Source organism: Bacteroides rodentium JCM 16496 (genome assembly GCF_000614125.1).
GTDB lineage: Bacteria > Bacteroidota > Bacteroidia > Bacteroidales > Bacteroidaceae > Bacteroides > Bacteroides rodentium.
Genome location: NZ_BAKJ01000014.1, coordinates 49,392 through 64,241 on the forward strand (window position 1 = coordinate 49,392; position 14,850 = coordinate 64,241).

Here is a 14,850-nt window from a genome sequence, read left to right on the forward strand (position 1 = left end):
CTCCGGATTAAGCTTTTATAAAAAGGATGTAGTAAATTTGCTGCATCCTTTTTACGTTTAAGAACAATAATAATCAAAAGAGAGAAAAATGAAAACAATGACTAAATTTATGTTCAGCGCCCTCTGTGCCGCAGCTATGGTAACTTCTGTTTCTGCCCAAGGAGGAAAAGATATGTTGAGCAATGGAATAAAGTATCTGGATGTGCCATACGTAGCCCATACGCTGGAGGCAGACGGTCCCGAGGAACTCGTCATCAACTGCGATGAGGTAGACTGCACTACGCTGGTGGAATATGTACTGGCAGAGACGCTTACCCCCAAACTGGTGGACGGGGACATCTCGGAGACCGCTTTCGCCGATAACCTGCAAAAAATCCGTTATCGTGACGGTAAAATCAACGGGTACACTTCACGCCTGCACTATATTGCCGACTGGATAAACAATGGTGTACGCAACGATTTCCTTCTTGACGTAACGGGTGCCATGAGTCCCGACACCGAAAAGCTGTCCATCTCCTACATGTCTTCCCATCCCCAGCAGTACAAGCAGCTGGCCAATTCGCCGGAGAACGTAGCCCAAATGAAGAAGATTGAACAATCCTTGTCCGGCAAGGAAGTTCACTATCTTCCAAAAACCAAGCTTCCCGCCGAAGGTCTCCCGTGGATTAAGGACGGCGACATCATAGCCATCACCACCAATACTCCGGGATTGGACGTAGCCCACCTGGGAATCGCTTTCCATGCGGACGGCAAGTTGCTGCTGCTGCACGCTTCTTCTACAGACAAGATAGTAGTTGTCTCCAAAGTTCCCTTGTCCCAGATGTTGAAAGACAACAATAAGTGGACGGGAATACGGGTATTGAGAATGAAGAAATAGGGAAAAACAAGATAAGGAATAAAAGGGGATGTGCCTGCACGACACATCCCCTTTTATTTTGCCCAACCGAACTCTACTTTCAGAAACTAAAGATGCCCAGTTCCGGGAAAGTGGCTCCCTGCACCGCAAAACAGATTCCGAAACAAGCGGCGCTCACAATCCAGAGGATAACCAGCGTCCACTTCAGACCGGAGTTCATCGGCTGCCACTTGAATATCTGGCTGAAGATGCCCCACACAAGGCTGACCAAAGGAATGCCCACCAGCAAAATACCGGCAATATACATCACTATGGCAGACAACGGGGAAACCGGCAATACTACATCTGCCATAGGGAAGAGGGATATCAGAGCTGCACCACCACCGACAGCCACCATTACCGCAGCAAACAGCAACGCCACAAACACGATTCCAAATACAAACAGTATCGGACTGCAAATAATGGCGAACACTACCAGGCATATCTTTAAGAACCAGCCGACAATCATCACCAACGCATCTCCCAATTTTTGAAGGGAAGTACGAGGTCTGTCCGACTTCATATAGTCATTCACACCATTGGCCACCTTCTCAAAACCATCCGTCACCGTCTTTCCGATGTTCTCCACCGTAACCGCCTCACCGCGCATGCTCAACTTCTCGGCTGCCGTACGAGCTTCCGGTATGACCAACCAGCAGACGATGTAGACCGGTATCAGCGTCCCTACCCCACAAATCAGGATGACAAGCAGCAACAAACGAAGCAAAGTGACATCCCAGCCCAGGTATGCGGCTTCCACTGATGACACCACCCAGCATCTTGTCATCCGGATTACGGTAAAGGCGGCGGCGTGTAGTGTTGTAAACAGTATTACTGCTCCAAGCGCCCGCTCCATAGCCACCGCCGGCATTTGTACCACCGGCATTTGTACTGCCTGCACCGGCCTCTTCTCCTTCTGCCTCCATATCTTCCGGCTTTCCCATACGGGCAATCACTTCCTCTACATCGGCAATCGTGATTACTTGCAAACCAGCCGACAATTTCTCGGCAAAGAGTTCGGAAATGCGGCGTTCAATATCATCTACAATTTCGTCGGCACCGGCTTCCTTGCGGAAGTGCATCTTGAGATTACTCAGGTAATTATCCAGAAGGCGGTATGCATCATCATCGATATTGAAAACGGTTCCGCCCAAATTTACGGTTAATGTCTTTTTCATAACACACTATTTATTTACAATTTGACTATTTACGATTTACTATTTGCCATTCGGCTAATTGCGGCATATTCCCTATGTCATTTCAAGAATTGCTGATGTGATTCACCGTCTCGTTCAACTCTTTCCAGGATATTTCCAGTTCGCCGAGAAAGCTTTTTCCCTTTTCCGTCAGCCGGTAATATTTGCGGGGAGGACCTTGGGTAGACTCAATCCATTCATAACTCAGAAGGTCGTCGTTCTTCAGACGGGTGAGCAACGGATAAAGTGTCCCTTCCACTACTATCAGCCGGGCTTCTTTCAGCTTCTGGATGATGTCCGAAGCGTAAGCCGGCTCTTTATGCAGCAGCAGCATGATACAATATTCAAGCATGCCCTTGCGCATTTGCGACTTTACATTGTTTACATCCATAATGGTATCTATTACTTATTTGTTATGAAACAGAAGGCCGCTCATCATCTTATCACGAAACAAGAGATGACACTCCCTCTTTTCTTTGCATGGCACAAATATATGTATTACACAAATACCTTGCATTACAAAGTACCATATATTACCATTAATTAACAATAAGAAAAAAAGGAAGATTAAGGAGAAGCATGCCATAGTTCACCACAGATTACACAGATGGACGCAGATGGTCACAAAGCTTTTTTAGATTCACTGACAATATGCAAGGATTATCTATGTTATCTGCGATGAATATAAATTTTGACATATTTTCTTTCTTCACAAAACAGTCGTATATTGAATGCTATTCAGTCGTATACTGAATGGCATTCAGTCCTATAGTGAATATGATTCAGTATACGACTGAATTAGGCATAATTCAGCACCACTGATAATCAACGATTTATAGAGTAGAAGATTTTATTCGATAAATTATGACAAATTACCTAAATAGCTCTACATTTATAGCAGGCAGCAAGAGGTTACTCTACTTTTTCCGCCCCCCCCTTTCTGTCTGACTAATATGAGCTATACACGGGAATGGGGGAAAACAATTTTATCCAGTATTCCGTTCAGGCTTGCCAATACTACTCCATAGTTAGTAATGGGGATACACTGTGCCTGGGCATAGGCTATACGGTTGAGCACATATCTCCGATTGAACATGCAGGCACCGCAATGGATAATCAAGTCGTATCGGGACAAGTCTTTGGGGAAATCATTTCCGGAAACAAAGTCTATCTGCAACTCCTCGCCGATACGCTTTCTTAACAGACGGGGAATTTTGACGGTTCCGATATCCTCGGTCAGCGGAGCATGGGTGCAGGCTTCGGCTATCAATACGCGCGACTGTACCGTGAGGCGGTGGATGGCGGCAGCTCCCTCCACAAAGGCATCAATGTCTCCTTTGTAACCGGCAAAAAGAACCGAGAAAGAAGTGAGGCTGCTTTCGGCAGGCTTCTGCCGATAAACGTCGGGGAATACCTGGGAGTCTGTGATAATCAGCTTGGGCGGACGGGCAAGGGCTTGCAGGGAAGCTTGCAGCTTGTCGGTGGTGCAGCTCATCACCAGGCACTTCTTATCCAGCAGTTCGCGGAGGGCCTGCACCTGCGGAAGAATGAGACGCCCTTTGGGGGCTTGTATGTCCTGGGGCATCACCAGCAGAACAACATCTCCCTCGGCCACCAGTCCGCCCGTAATGGTCTGCTCACCAAAATTCTCGGGAAGTTTTTCAAGGATGGCATCGAATATGCCTGAATACCGGCAGCCCCTTTGGCACTGACCACAACGGGAGCCTGCCCCCACTCCTTTTCAATCCGGAGAGCCAACGAAGCGGTATCTTGACGGGAATCGGCTTTATTCAGTATCGGTATAACGGGGATTCCACGCTCCGTCAGCAGCTTTATCCATTGTTTCTCCAAAGTCCCGTCTTCTTCATAAAGCAAGAGGGCGATGTCGGCTTTCTCTACCGTCTTCAAGGTGCGCTCCACACGCATCTCGCCCAACTCGCCTTCATCGTCGTCAAAGCCGGGGGTATCTATAAAGAGGCACGGTCCCAGAGGATATACCTCCATGGCCTTTGTCACGGGGTCGGTAGTAGTGCCGGGCGTTGCCGATACCAATGCCGTGTCTTGCCCGGTCAAGGCATTGACAAGGCTGGACTTTCCACTGTTCCGTCGTCCGAAGACGGCAATGTGCAGACGGTTGGAATGGGGTGTATTATTCATATTATCCTTGGTTTCTTCTGCTTGAAATCTAAGAAGAGGATGTGTCAAAACGGGAAAAAGGAACGCAAATTACACGAATTACACAAATATTTTTTTGTTGACAGTTCATTATTAACATATTATCTTTTCACTGATTTGTGTAATTTGCGCAATTTGTGTTCAAATATTCATTATGACACACCCACTTCTAAAATCTAAAGTCTCTTTTCCCTTCTCCTATTTCCTGGAGGTTACGTTCGGCTATCGCCCGTATCTTGGGGTTCGGGATATGCGCCATTTCCTCACGAATCAGCCGTATGCCCTTCTCCTTGGTTTCGGGGGAAGCATAGTCCTCCAGATATTCTTTTAATGTCATCAGTGCATTGGGCTGGCAGCAGTTTGCTATCTGCCCGCGCTTGACGAGCGACATGAAGCGGTCTCCGGTACGTCCCTCACGGTAGCAGGCGGTGCAGAAGCTGGGGATATGCCCCAGGTCGAGCAGCCAGCCCACCACTTCATCCAGCGTGCGCCGGTCGCTTACATCGAATTGGGAGGAATCTTCCTCCTTGGCTTCCGGTACGGCATAGCCTCCTACGCTGGTGCGCGAGCCGCCGCTTATCTGCGAAACGCCCAGTTCGAGCACCCGGCGGCGTACGGCTTCGGACTCACGGGTGGAAATAATCATTCCCGTATAAGGCACCGCAATACGCGTCACTGCCACAATACGGCAGAACATCTCATCCGAGATGGCATCGGGAAAATCTTCGGTCGAAATATCATCTGCCGGACAGATACGTGGCACGCTGACGGTATGCGGACCTACGCCAAAGGTCGCTTCCAGATGTTCGGCATGCATCAGCAGTCCTACGAAGTCGTAGCGATAGGTGTTCAGTCCGAACAGTACACCGATACCTACATCGTCGATGCCACCCTCCATGGCTCGGTCCATGGCTTCGGTGTGGTAGGCGTAGTTACTTTTCGGTCCTGTGGGGTGCAGGGCTTCGTAATGCTCCTTGCTGTAAGTCTCCTGGAAAAGGATATAGGTGCCGATGCCTGCTTCCTTCAGCAACCGGTAGTTCTCCACCGTAGTGGCGGCTATGTTGACATTCACCCGGCGGATGGCTCCGTTCTTGTGATGGATGCTGTAAATGGTGCGGATGGACTCCAGGATATAGTCGACGGGATTGTTTCGCGGGTCCTCTCCGGCTTCCAAGGCAAGGCGTTTATGCCCCATGTCCTGCAAGGCGATAACCTCGCGGCGTATCTCCTCTTGCGAGAGTTTCTTGCGGGGATGGTACGGTTCTTGGCATGATAGGGGCAATAGACGCAACCGTTCACGCAATAATTGGAAAGATAAAGCGGGGCAAACATCACGATGCGGTTACCATAGAATTTCTGTTTGATTTCGCGTGCCAGACGGAAGATGCGTTCTACCAGTTCCGGCTCGTCACATTCCAGCAGCAGGGCTGCTTCCCGATGGGAAAGCCCCTGGCACAAAGCAGCCTTGTCAATCAGACTTTCGATGAGCGGACGGTTGTTGCGGTTTGCCTGCGCATACTCCAGTGTATCCAATATCTCCTGGTGATTGATGAATTCTTCCGCTTGTCTTGACTTTATATTATACATGTGATATTGAATTATGTAAATAGGAATTTATCTCACCACAGAGTTTCTATAACTGATACTATCTGAATTCTCCTCCTCCGGGGAGGTTGCTCTCCCCGATAACGGGGGAGGTGGAGGGGGTGAGTACCCGTAGGGGGAGGTGGTAGCGTCACATAGGAGAGTTATTATCTATCATACAAGCCTTATGCTCTCTACCACCCCGCCCTCCGGGCACCCCTCCTCCCAGGAGGAGGGGAATTAAGGTTACTCTTATGAAAATAAAAATCTGTGGTGAAACATTAAATTACCATTTACAATCTCAAAAGTAAAAAAATAAAACTATCTATTATTATAATCTCCTCGTTCTTTTGACACCTCATAGCCTATCCCTTTCAGTTGCTCCTCCAATTTCTGCAATCCCTCTGCGGCTTCGGCACCTGCAGAGGCTTTGTTATCGTAGAGGGAATACTTCGCCCGCTGATGAGAAGGAGAAAGATTGGGCATCACGACATTGGCGCCTGCCAATATTCCCCGCTCCCGTCCGTCCGGTGCCAGTGTTGCCAGTGCTGTGGTAGCAGGTATCAGTGCCGCGGGATGCATCAGACGAAAGATGGAAAGCAGCTTCAGCGTCATCTCCATGTCTCCTGCCGGGAAAGCGGCAAACGAAGTATCGTGATGCGGAAGGAAAGGCCCCATGCCTATCATCTCCGGCTGGAAGCGCTGGATGAAAAGAATATCTTCTACCAAATGGTCCACCGTCTGATAAGGACTGCCCACCATGATTCCGGTTCCTACCTGATAGCCTATCTCTTTCAGCCAGTCCAGGCATTGCAACCGATGGGAAAGGGACATCTCCGCAGGATGAAGCCTACGATAATGCCCTTCGTTGCAGGTTTCGTGCCGCAACAGATAGCGGTTGGCACCGGCACGGAAGAGACGCTCGTAAGCTTCCCGAGACTTCTCGCCCAAAGACAAGGTAATGGCACAATCCGGGAAGGATTGCCGGATGGCGGCAACGGTCTCCACCATCCCCTCATCCTTCACCACCGGCGCTTCGCCCCCTTGCAGCACAAAGGTACGGAAGCCCAACCGATAGCCTTCATGGCAACACTCCAGAATCTCCTCCTGCGTCAGCTCATAACGGGCAATGTTCCGGTTTTCCTTCCGTATGCCACAATAGTAGCAGTTATTGCGGCAACGGTTGGTTATCTCAATCAGTCCGCGAATGAAAATCTTATTGCCAAAGCGGGCAAGCGCTTCTTCCCGGGCAAGCCCTTGCAGGTAGGCTGCAAGTTCTGTGTCCCGACAAAGAAGCAAGGCTTTATACTCTTCGGCATCCAGCCTGCGATTGCTCCGCAGTTTGTCTATCAAATATTTCAATACGTTTCCTCTCTCTTAGCCAACTCTTGTGTCAGCTGGCGCTTTCCGGCAGCTATTTCATTATGCGAACATGGCCCGGTGATACAACCGCCCTCGCATGCCATCACTTCGATGAACTGTCCCGGAGCCTTGCCGGTCTTGGCATAGGCACGTAGCGAGCCGATAGCCTTCTTATCCAGGTTGGCCACCTGCACGGCATTGACTTTATCCGCTTCTTCTTTCAGATAAGCCTTCACGGCCCCCATCACACCGCCTGCCTGGGCAAAGCCATGTGCCTCGCGCACGGAAGTGAAACTCATGGAATAGGGCTTCGCCTGCTCCATCTGAATATCCAGTCCGGCAAGCACGGAAGCCATCTCCTCGAAAGTCATGATGAAGTCCACCGCTTCGTCACGCTGCGCCTCTTTGCGCTTGGCCACGCACGGGCCGATAAAGACCACCTTTGCATCCGGATACTTCTCCTTGGCGATGCGTGCGGCATAGTACATCGGCGAACCGGTGCCCGACACGTAGGGCTTCATGGCAGGAATATGCTTGTTCACCAGCTCTATATAAGACGGACAGCAGGAAGTCGTCATAAACTTCTGTCCTTCTTCCAATTTCTCAATCAGTTCGTGCGCCTCGTTGCTGACGGTATCCATCGCACCTTGCGCCACCTCGATGACATCCGTAAAGCCGACTTGTTTCAGTGCTCCGTACACTTGTTCAATAGTCGTCTTGAACTGCCCCAGAATGGACGGAGCCACGATAGCCACCACCTGCTCACCCTTACGGATTCTGTGCAGTACGTCGAACACTTGCGAAATCTCGAAGATAGCTCCAAACGGGCATGCGTTCAAGCACTTTCCGCAGTAGATGCACTTACTTTCGTCAATATGCTCTATCCCTTCTCATCCTTACTGATGGCTTGCACGGGACAAGCTTCCTCGCAAGGTACGGGAATGTAAACAATGGCATGATAGGGACAACTCTTATGGCAGATGCCACAACTGATACACGCATCATGGTCAATCCACGCCTGCCCGCTCTCCTTGACATGTACCGCCTTCTTGGGACAATTCACCTGGCAACTACGTGCCGTACATCCGCGGCAGAGGTTCGTAATCTCGTAGTTAATCTGCACACATGCCGAACAAGCTTCGTCAATCACACACATAATGTTGTCTTTCGGCTTGCCATTCTCCGCTCTGTCCAGTGCACGGGCAGCATACTCCGACAAGGGAGTCAGCTCATCCGTCTCGTCCTCCATATCGAGTCCCAGCAGTGGCAATGACTTGTACTTCCACACCGCGCGTTCTTTGTGCACGCAGCAGCGTCCCGCATGCTTGGACCGTCTCGGACTCAGCTCGATGGGCAGCCGGTCTATTTTATCCACAAGTTCGTTGTTATTCCACAGCTTTACCAGTTCCTTCAGCAATCTGTGGCGGACAATCATAATGTTGCTCGTAAATGCCATAATTTTAAAATCAGAGTTAGTTAGTTCGGTAACGGTCTGCAAAGATAACGATTGTTTCACAAAAAAAGCTTAACTTTACGCCCCAAACAGTATAAATACCACCGATATGTTTACCATAAGAAAAGCAACGACAGCAGATTGCGCACTGATTCAGAAACTTGCGCAGCAAATATTCCCCGTCACGTATAAGGACATCCTTACTCCCGAACAGACCGACTACATGATGGAATGGATGTATTCGCAGGACAACATCCATAAACAAATGGAAGAGGAAGGCCACGTCTACTTCCTGGCTTACGAAGGATGTGAAGTAGCGGGCTATGTGTCCGTGCAGCAGCAAGGGGAAGATTTGTTCCACCTGCAAAAGATTTATGTACTCCCCTACTACCAGGGTGCACACTGCGGCAGTTTCCTCTTCCGCGAAGCCATCAAATACATTAAGGAAGTGCATCCCGGACCTTGCCTGATGGAACTGAATGTGAACCGCCACAACAAGGCACTGCAGTTTTACGAACACATGGGGATGAGGAAACTTCGCGAAGGAGATTTCCCGATAGGAAACGGATATTACATGAACGACTATATCATGGGGCTGGACATCTGAGAAAACAAAGACACAGAAGGATAAAACAAAAGGCTATGCGGTCATATACATCACTCATGACACAGCATAGCCTTTTGGTTAAATCGCTATTTTCAATTATTTCGTCACGCGTTCCAGCCACTTCACCATGCCCAGCATGACACCCATCGACACGATGCAGACAGCAAAGAATACACTCCAGCACTCCCAAATAGGAATCTTGTTATACATCAGCGGGCCTACCCACAAGAAGAGGTTACCGATGGCCGTAGCACCTAACCACAATCCCTGACACAATCCCTGAATATGTTTAGGAGCCACTTTGGAAACAAACGAAAGCCCTAACGGAGAAATGAACAGTTCGGCTACAGTCAAGAAGAAGTAGATGACTATCAGCACCCACGGCCCAGCTTTCAATCCGGACTTGGCAGAATCGGCCATTTCCTTGAACTCAGTGCCCGAAGGATATCCCTGGATGGCTGAATAGACTGCGAGGAACAAGAAAGCAAGTCCCGCGATTCCCATACCGATGGCAATCTTCTTGGGCGTGGAGATTTCCCGACCGCGACGGGTCAAAGAGCCGAAGAACATCATGATAAGCGGAGTGAGTGTAATAACGAAGAAAGGATTCACCGCCTGCCAGATTTCAGGAGCAATGCTGTCCGTCACCACAAAGTCACGAGCAAAGTAAGACAGAGACTGTCCGTTCTGGTGGAAAGAGAACCAGAAAAAGATGACGATACCCAGCACGGCAAACAAAGCATAAAGACGCTGTTTGATTTCTTTAGCCATAGCAGCCTTTTCTTCCGGAGTATAGTCCACAGACTCCTGTTTTACCTTCTTGCCCGGTGTGGGAAATACTTTACGGCACAAGACAAAAATAAAAAGAGAAATGAGCATGGCCACTACCGATGCGATGAACGAATAATGAATACCGGTATTGAACACGTCAAGATACTGGTTGGAGAACGCTCCCAAGTCACCGGTAGCCGTACCACCTACCTTGGCAATAAGTTCAGTGAAGTTGGCAAGCTTGTCGGCAGCCATGTCTGCCCCATCTTTAATGTACTGATGACACAAGGCGGGAAGGTCGGCATTGTACGCCAGGCTGTGCGCCTTCAGCCACCATTCCCTGAGCAAAGGAGCCACAAACGGGGCAACCAGTCCACCGATATTGATGAACACATAGAAAATCTGGAAACCGGAGTCACGGCGGCTCTTGGCCAGCTTCACGGCTTCGGGGCCTTGTTTCTGGGCATCTTTCTCAAAATTGTCATACATCTGCCCCACAATGGCCTGCAAGTTTCCCTTGAAAAGGCCATTGCCGAAAGCTATAAGGAACAAGGCGAAACAAGTCAGGGGAAGCAACCATCCTACATTTCCAGAAGTGGCCAGCACCGGAACAGACAAAATGACGTAACCCAATGACATCACTATCAGTCCCGACATGATGGTCCCTTTATAATTTTGAGTCCTGTCGGCAATGATGCCTCCCACCAGACTCAACACATAAATTCCACAATAAAATACCGAATAAATAATGGCACTCGTCTCATCGCTCAAACCAAACTTGGAGCAAAGGAACAATACCAGCACGGCATTCATAATGTAATAGCCGAAACGCTCTCCCATATTGGAGATGGCAGCTGCCAATAGACCCTTAGGGTGATTCTTGAACATAAAAGCAGTAGGTTTTTAATTAGTAATAAGATTAAATTCTTTATATTTTTGCAAATATATACTTTTTTGCGAATATTCTCCCCAACAAAACGCAAGAACTCATCCGGAACACCACTTTTTATACGCCAGAAAGAACACAAACTTCTGCACGCACTTTCCTTACCAAATCCTTCGGGTCCAGTTTAAGCTGCAAACCGCGTTGTCCGGCACTGATATAGATATACGGAAACCGCAGGCACGTTTCATGGATATAGGTAGGGAAAGGCTTCTTCATGCCGATGGGTGAACAGCCTCCGCGGATGTAGCCCGTCAGAGGTAAAAGTTCCTTAACCGGAATGAGGTCGCACTTCTTGTTGCCCGATGCCTTTGCCGCCAGTTTCAAATCCACTTCGTGCTCACCCGGGATGACACAGACAAAGTAACCGGATTTATCGCCGTGAAGAACCAGTGTCTTGAATACGCAATTGATGTCCTCACCCAAACTGGCGGCTACGTGCACGGCGCTCAAATCGTTCTCATCCACCTCGTAGGGAATGAGTTCATAGGCTATCTTGGCCTTGTCGAGAAGCCGCGCTGCATTCGTCTTATTAATTTTCATAATATATTTCTTATAAGTTAGTAAACGACGTAAATTAGTTCATACTATATTCTAATATCTATTTACACTGAATATTTTGCAACTATTCAGCAATAGGAAAAAAACGTTGACGGAATTGAACGATGTGGAAAAACCGAAAAACAGAACATTTTCCTACCTGCTCCCTACCCGCTCCCTACCTGGTTCCTGCCTACTCCCTATCTGCTCCCTCTATATATACACGGAGCAGATAGGGGGAAAATAGAAAGCTGGTAGGCAGAAAACCGAAAAACAGAACAAAATGAAGTCTGTGCATACCTCTAAAAAGGGGAAATGAAAGCTGTCAATTTCGCCAACGGGTAGGGAAAAATATTTTGGTAATTACGAAAATATTTTCAGCTCTTCACGCAGGAATTTCGGAGTATAGCCTTTCTCGCTCTTCGCCACCTCTTCGGGTGTTCCGCAGGAGAGGAGTTCCCCTCCCCCTTTGCCGCCTTCGGGACCCATATCGATGATGTAGTCCGCCATCTTGATGACATCGAGATTATGCTCTATGACGATGACGGTGTTTCCTTTGTCAACAAGTCTGTTCAGTACATTCATCAGTACGCGGATATCTTCGAAATGGAGTCCGGTGGTAGGTTCGTCGAGGATATAGAGTGTCTTGCCCGTATCACGCTTGGAGAGTTCCGTAGCCAACTTCACGCGCTGGCTCTCACCTCCGGATAGCGTGGTGGAGGACTGTCCCAGCTTGATATAGCCCAATCCCACTTCCTGGATAACCTTAATCTTATTCAATATCTGAGGCACATTCTCGAAGAACTCCACCGCACGGTTGATGGTCATGTCCAGCACATCGGCAATGGACTTGCCTTTAAAGCGCACTTCCAGCGTCTCGCGGTTATAGCGTTTGCCGTGGCACACCTCGCAAGGCACATACACATCCGGCAGGAAGTTCATCTCAATGCATTTGTAGCCGTTGCCCTGGCAAGCCTCGCAGCGCCCGCCACTGACGTTGAAGGAAAAGCGTCCCGGCTTGTACCCGCGTATCTTCGCTTCGGGCAGGCCGACAAACAGATTGCGGATATCCGAAAACACACCCGTATAGGTGGCAGGATTGGAGCGCGGCGTACGTCCCAGGGGAGACTGGTCCACATTCACCACCTTGTCTATATGCTCCAGCCCTTCAATGCTGTCATAGTCCAAAGGGTCTTGAAGGGAGCGGTAGAACTTCTGCGAAAGAATAGGCTGCAACGTCTCGTTGATAAGCGTAGACTTGCCGCTGCCGGAGACACCGGTAACACAAATCAGCTTGCCCAACGGGAACTCCACATCCACATTCTTCAGATTATTGCCCTTGGCGCCTCGCAGCCACAGGCTGTGCCCATTGCCCTCGCGACGCTTGGCAGGCACCTCAATGGCACGTTCTCCATTCAAGTATTGGGAAGTCAGCGTATGCGTCCGGAGCATTTCTCGGGGAGTGCCGGCAAAGACGACATCCCCTCCCAGGCGACCGGCTTTCGGACCCATATCAATGACGTAATCGGCAGCCAGCATCATGTCCTTGTCATGCTCCACCACAATCACGGAGTTGCCAATGTCGCGCAGGTCCTTCAGAGAGTGTATCAAGCGTTGGTTGTCACGCTGGTGCAGGCCGATACTCGGCTCGTCCAATATATAGAGCACATTCACCAGCTGAGAGCCTATCTGCGTAGCCAGGCGGATACGCTGGCTCTCTCCACCGGACAGGCTGACGGAGCTGCGGTTCAGCGACAGATAATCCAGACCGACATCGAGCAGAAACTTGAGCCGCGTACGGATTTCCTTCAGAATTTCACCGGCAATCTGCTGCTGCTTGCTGCTGAGATACGGGTCCACGTTTGCCAGCCAGTCATACAGCTCATTGATGTCCATCGTGGACAATTCGTAGATGTTCTTGTCGTGGATGCGGAACGAAAGCGCTTCCTTGTTCAGCTTGGCGCCATGGCACTCCGGACAAACGGCAGTCTTGGCAAACTGGTCCGCCCACTTCTGTGCCGTGGCGGAAGCGTCCTTCTCCTGCAGCATCTGGATATACTTTACAACACCCTCAAACGTCACGAAGTAATCGGAAGAGGTGCCTATCAACGAACTCTTTATCTTGATGCGCTCGTCTGAGCCGTAGAGCACCTCGTCCAGCGCATCCTCCGGCAGCTCCTTCACCGGAGTTTTCAGCGTTGCCTCATACTTCTCCAGCAAGGCGGTAATCTGCCAGAAAATCATGCTGTTCTTGGCTTTCCCCAAAGGTGCGATGGCACCTCCGGCGATGGAGAGCTCGCGGTCGGGAATCACCTTGTCAATATCAATCTGGCTCACTACCCCTAACCCTTTGCACTTGGGGCATGCGCCCTGCGGGGAGTTGAAGGAGAAGTTGTGCGGTGCCGGTTCCCGATAAGACAAGCCCGTCACGGGACACATCAGCCGCTTGCTGTAATGGCGCACGCTGTCGGTCTGCGCATCGAGTATCATCAACAGCCCGTCGCCCTGGCGCATGGCGGTGGCCACGCTGTTCTTCAGGCGCGTGTCGTCCTTATCCGCCACCACAAGCTTGTCTATCACCACCTCCACATCGTGGTTCTTGTAGCGGTCCAGCTTCATGCCGGGCAGGGCTTCGCGCACCTCGCCGTCCACACGCACATAGAGGTAGCCCTTCTTGCGCACTTGCTCGAAGAGCTCCTTGTAGTGTCCCTTACGGTTACGCACCAGTGGGGCAAGGATGTAGATGCGCTTTCCTTTATAGTCTTTCAGGATGAGGTCCAGTATCTGCTCTTCAGTGTACTTCACCATCTTCTCGCCCGAGAGGTAGGAATAGGCATCGCCGGCACGGGCAAAGAGCAGACGCAGGTAGTCGTACACTTCGGTGGTGGTGCCCACGGTGGAGCGTGGATTCTTGTTCGTGGTTTTCTGCTCGATGGAGATAACCGGGCTCAGTCCCGTTATCTTGTCCACGTCCGGACGCTCCAGGTTTCCCAGGAAGTTGCGGGCGTATGCCGAAAAAGTCTCGATATAGCGGCGCTGCCCCTCGGCAAAGATGGTATCGAATGCCAAGGAAGACTTTCCGCTTCCGCTCAAGCCGGTTATCACGGTCAGGCTGTTACGGGGGATTTCTGCATCGATATTCTTGAGGTTGTGCACGCGCGCACCATATACATTGATATATTCTGTTTCTTCTTGCATGTTGATTTATCCTATCGTTTTAACTGCAAAAATAACTGTTTCCCCCCGAATATCAGTCGAAAAGCGCTATTTTTCAGTTTTGAAATGCACAATATTATTTCTTAACGCAATCCTTTGGTTAAAATG

At 49.8% G+C, this 14,850-nt stretch carries 7 protein-coding genes and 4 pseudogenes; 2 read left to right on the forward strand and 9 right to left on the reverse strand.

Features of this window, described 5'->3' with window-relative positions; all coding sequences use genetic code 11:
- Positions 1-88: 88 nt before the first annotated feature.
- Positions 89-877 carry an N-acetylmuramoyl-L-alanine amidase-like domain-containing protein gene (locus JCM16496_RS08375; protein ID WP_025833562.1) on the forward strand — a complete coding sequence of 263 codons (789 nt, stop codon included), beginning with the start codon at positions 89-91 and terminating at the stop codon, positions 875-877.
- 79 nt (positions 878-956) lie between these two features.
- Here JCM16496_RS08375 and JCM16496_RS08380 read toward each other — a convergent pair.
- The 6 genes and pseudogenes from JCM16496_RS08380 to JCM16496_RS08405 all read right to left on the reverse strand — a co-directional run bounded on the left by JCM16496_RS08380 (position 957) and on the right by JCM16496_RS08405 (position 8,668).
- Positions 957-2,073, reverse strand: a pseudogene (locus JCM16496_RS08380) (PspC domain-containing protein).
- Between the two features lie 82 nt (positions 2,074-2,155).
- Positions 2,156-2,482: a PadR family transcriptional regulator gene (locus tag JCM16496_RS08385; protein ID WP_025833564.1), complete on the reverse strand. Its 327-nt coding sequence runs from the start codon at positions 2,480-2,482 to the stop codon at positions 2,156-2,158.
- Between the two features lie 567 nt (positions 2,483-3,049).
- Positions 3,050-4,248: pseudogene (hydF, locus tag JCM16496_RS08390) on the reverse strand ([FeFe] hydrogenase H-cluster maturation GTPase HydF).
- Between the two features lie 187 nt (positions 4,249-4,435).
- A pseudogene (hydG, locus tag JCM16496_RS08395) lies at positions 4,436-5,853 on the reverse strand ([FeFe] hydrogenase H-cluster radical SAM maturase HydG).
- A gap of 318 nt (positions 5,854-6,171) precedes the next feature.
- Positions 6,172-7,212, reverse strand: coding sequence for a [FeFe] hydrogenase H-cluster radical SAM maturase HydE (gene hydE / locus JCM16496_RS08400; protein WP_025833566.1), 1,041 nt, complete (start codon positions 7,210-7,212; stop codon positions 6,172-6,174).
- Positions 7,209-8,668 (reverse strand): annotated as a pseudogene (locus JCM16496_RS08405) (monomeric [FeFe] hydrogenase). Before JCM16496_RS08405 ends, hydE begins: the two are co-directional and overlap by 4 nt.
- 106 nt (positions 8,669-8,774) lie before the next feature.
- On the opposite strand from JCM16496_RS08405, the gene JCM16496_RS08410 reads away from it, so the two are divergent.
- Positions 8,775-9,272 (forward strand): GNAT family N-acetyltransferase, encoded by a 498-nt coding sequence (locus JCM16496_RS08410; RefSeq protein WP_025833568.1) that lies wholly within the window; start codon positions 8,775-8,777, stop codon positions 9,270-9,272.
- Positions 9,273-9,368: 96 nt separating this feature from the next.
- Here JCM16496_RS08410 and JCM16496_RS08415 read toward each other — a convergent pair whose 3' ends face one another.
- The 3 genes from JCM16496_RS08415 to uvrA form a co-directional block, all read right to left on the reverse strand.
- Entirely contained in the window at positions 9,369-10,931 is a 1,563-nt protein-coding gene (locus JCM16496_RS08415; RefSeq protein ID WP_025833571.1) for a peptide MFS transporter, read from the reverse strand.
- A gap of 118 nt (positions 10,932-11,049) precedes the next feature.
- On the reverse strand, positions 11,050-11,529 hold the full coding sequence (gene ybaK, locus JCM16496_RS08420; RefSeq protein ID WP_025833573.1) for a Cys-tRNA(Pro) deacylase: 480 nt from the start codon (positions 11,527-11,529) through the stop codon (positions 11,050-11,052).
- A gap of 360 nt (positions 11,530-11,889) precedes the next feature.
- Entirely contained in the window at positions 11,890-14,724 is a 2,835-nt protein-coding gene (gene uvrA / locus JCM16496_RS08425) for an excinuclease ABC subunit UvrA (protein WP_025833575.1), read from the reverse strand.
- Positions 14,725-14,850 lie beyond the last annotated feature (126 nt).

Bases quoted from the DNA above. Each gene is read 5' to 3' on its own strand.
- JCM16496_RS08415 (WP_025833571.1), bottom strand. From the start codon at position 10,931: ATGTTCAAGAATCACCCTAAGGGTCTATTGGCAGCTGCCATCTCCAAT.
- JCM16496_RS08385 (WP_025833564.1), bottom strand. From the start codon at position 2,482: ATGGATGTAAACAATGTAAAGTCGCAAATGCGCAAGGGCATGCTTGAA.
- uvrA (WP_025833575.1), bottom strand. From the start codon at position 14,724: ATGCAAGAAGAAACAGAATATATCAATGTATATGGTGCGCGCGTGCAC.
- JCM16496_RS08410 (WP_025833568.1), top strand. From the start codon at position 8,775: ATGTTTACCATAAGAAAAGCAACGACAGCAGATTGCGCACTGATTCAG.
- ybaK (WP_025833573.1), bottom strand. From the start codon at position 11,529: ATGAAAATTAATAAGACGAATGCAGCGCGGCTTCTCGACAAGGCCAAG.
- JCM16496_RS08375 (WP_025833562.1), top strand. From the start codon at position 89: ATGAAAACAATGACTAAATTTATGTTCAGCGCCCTCTGTGCCGCAGCT.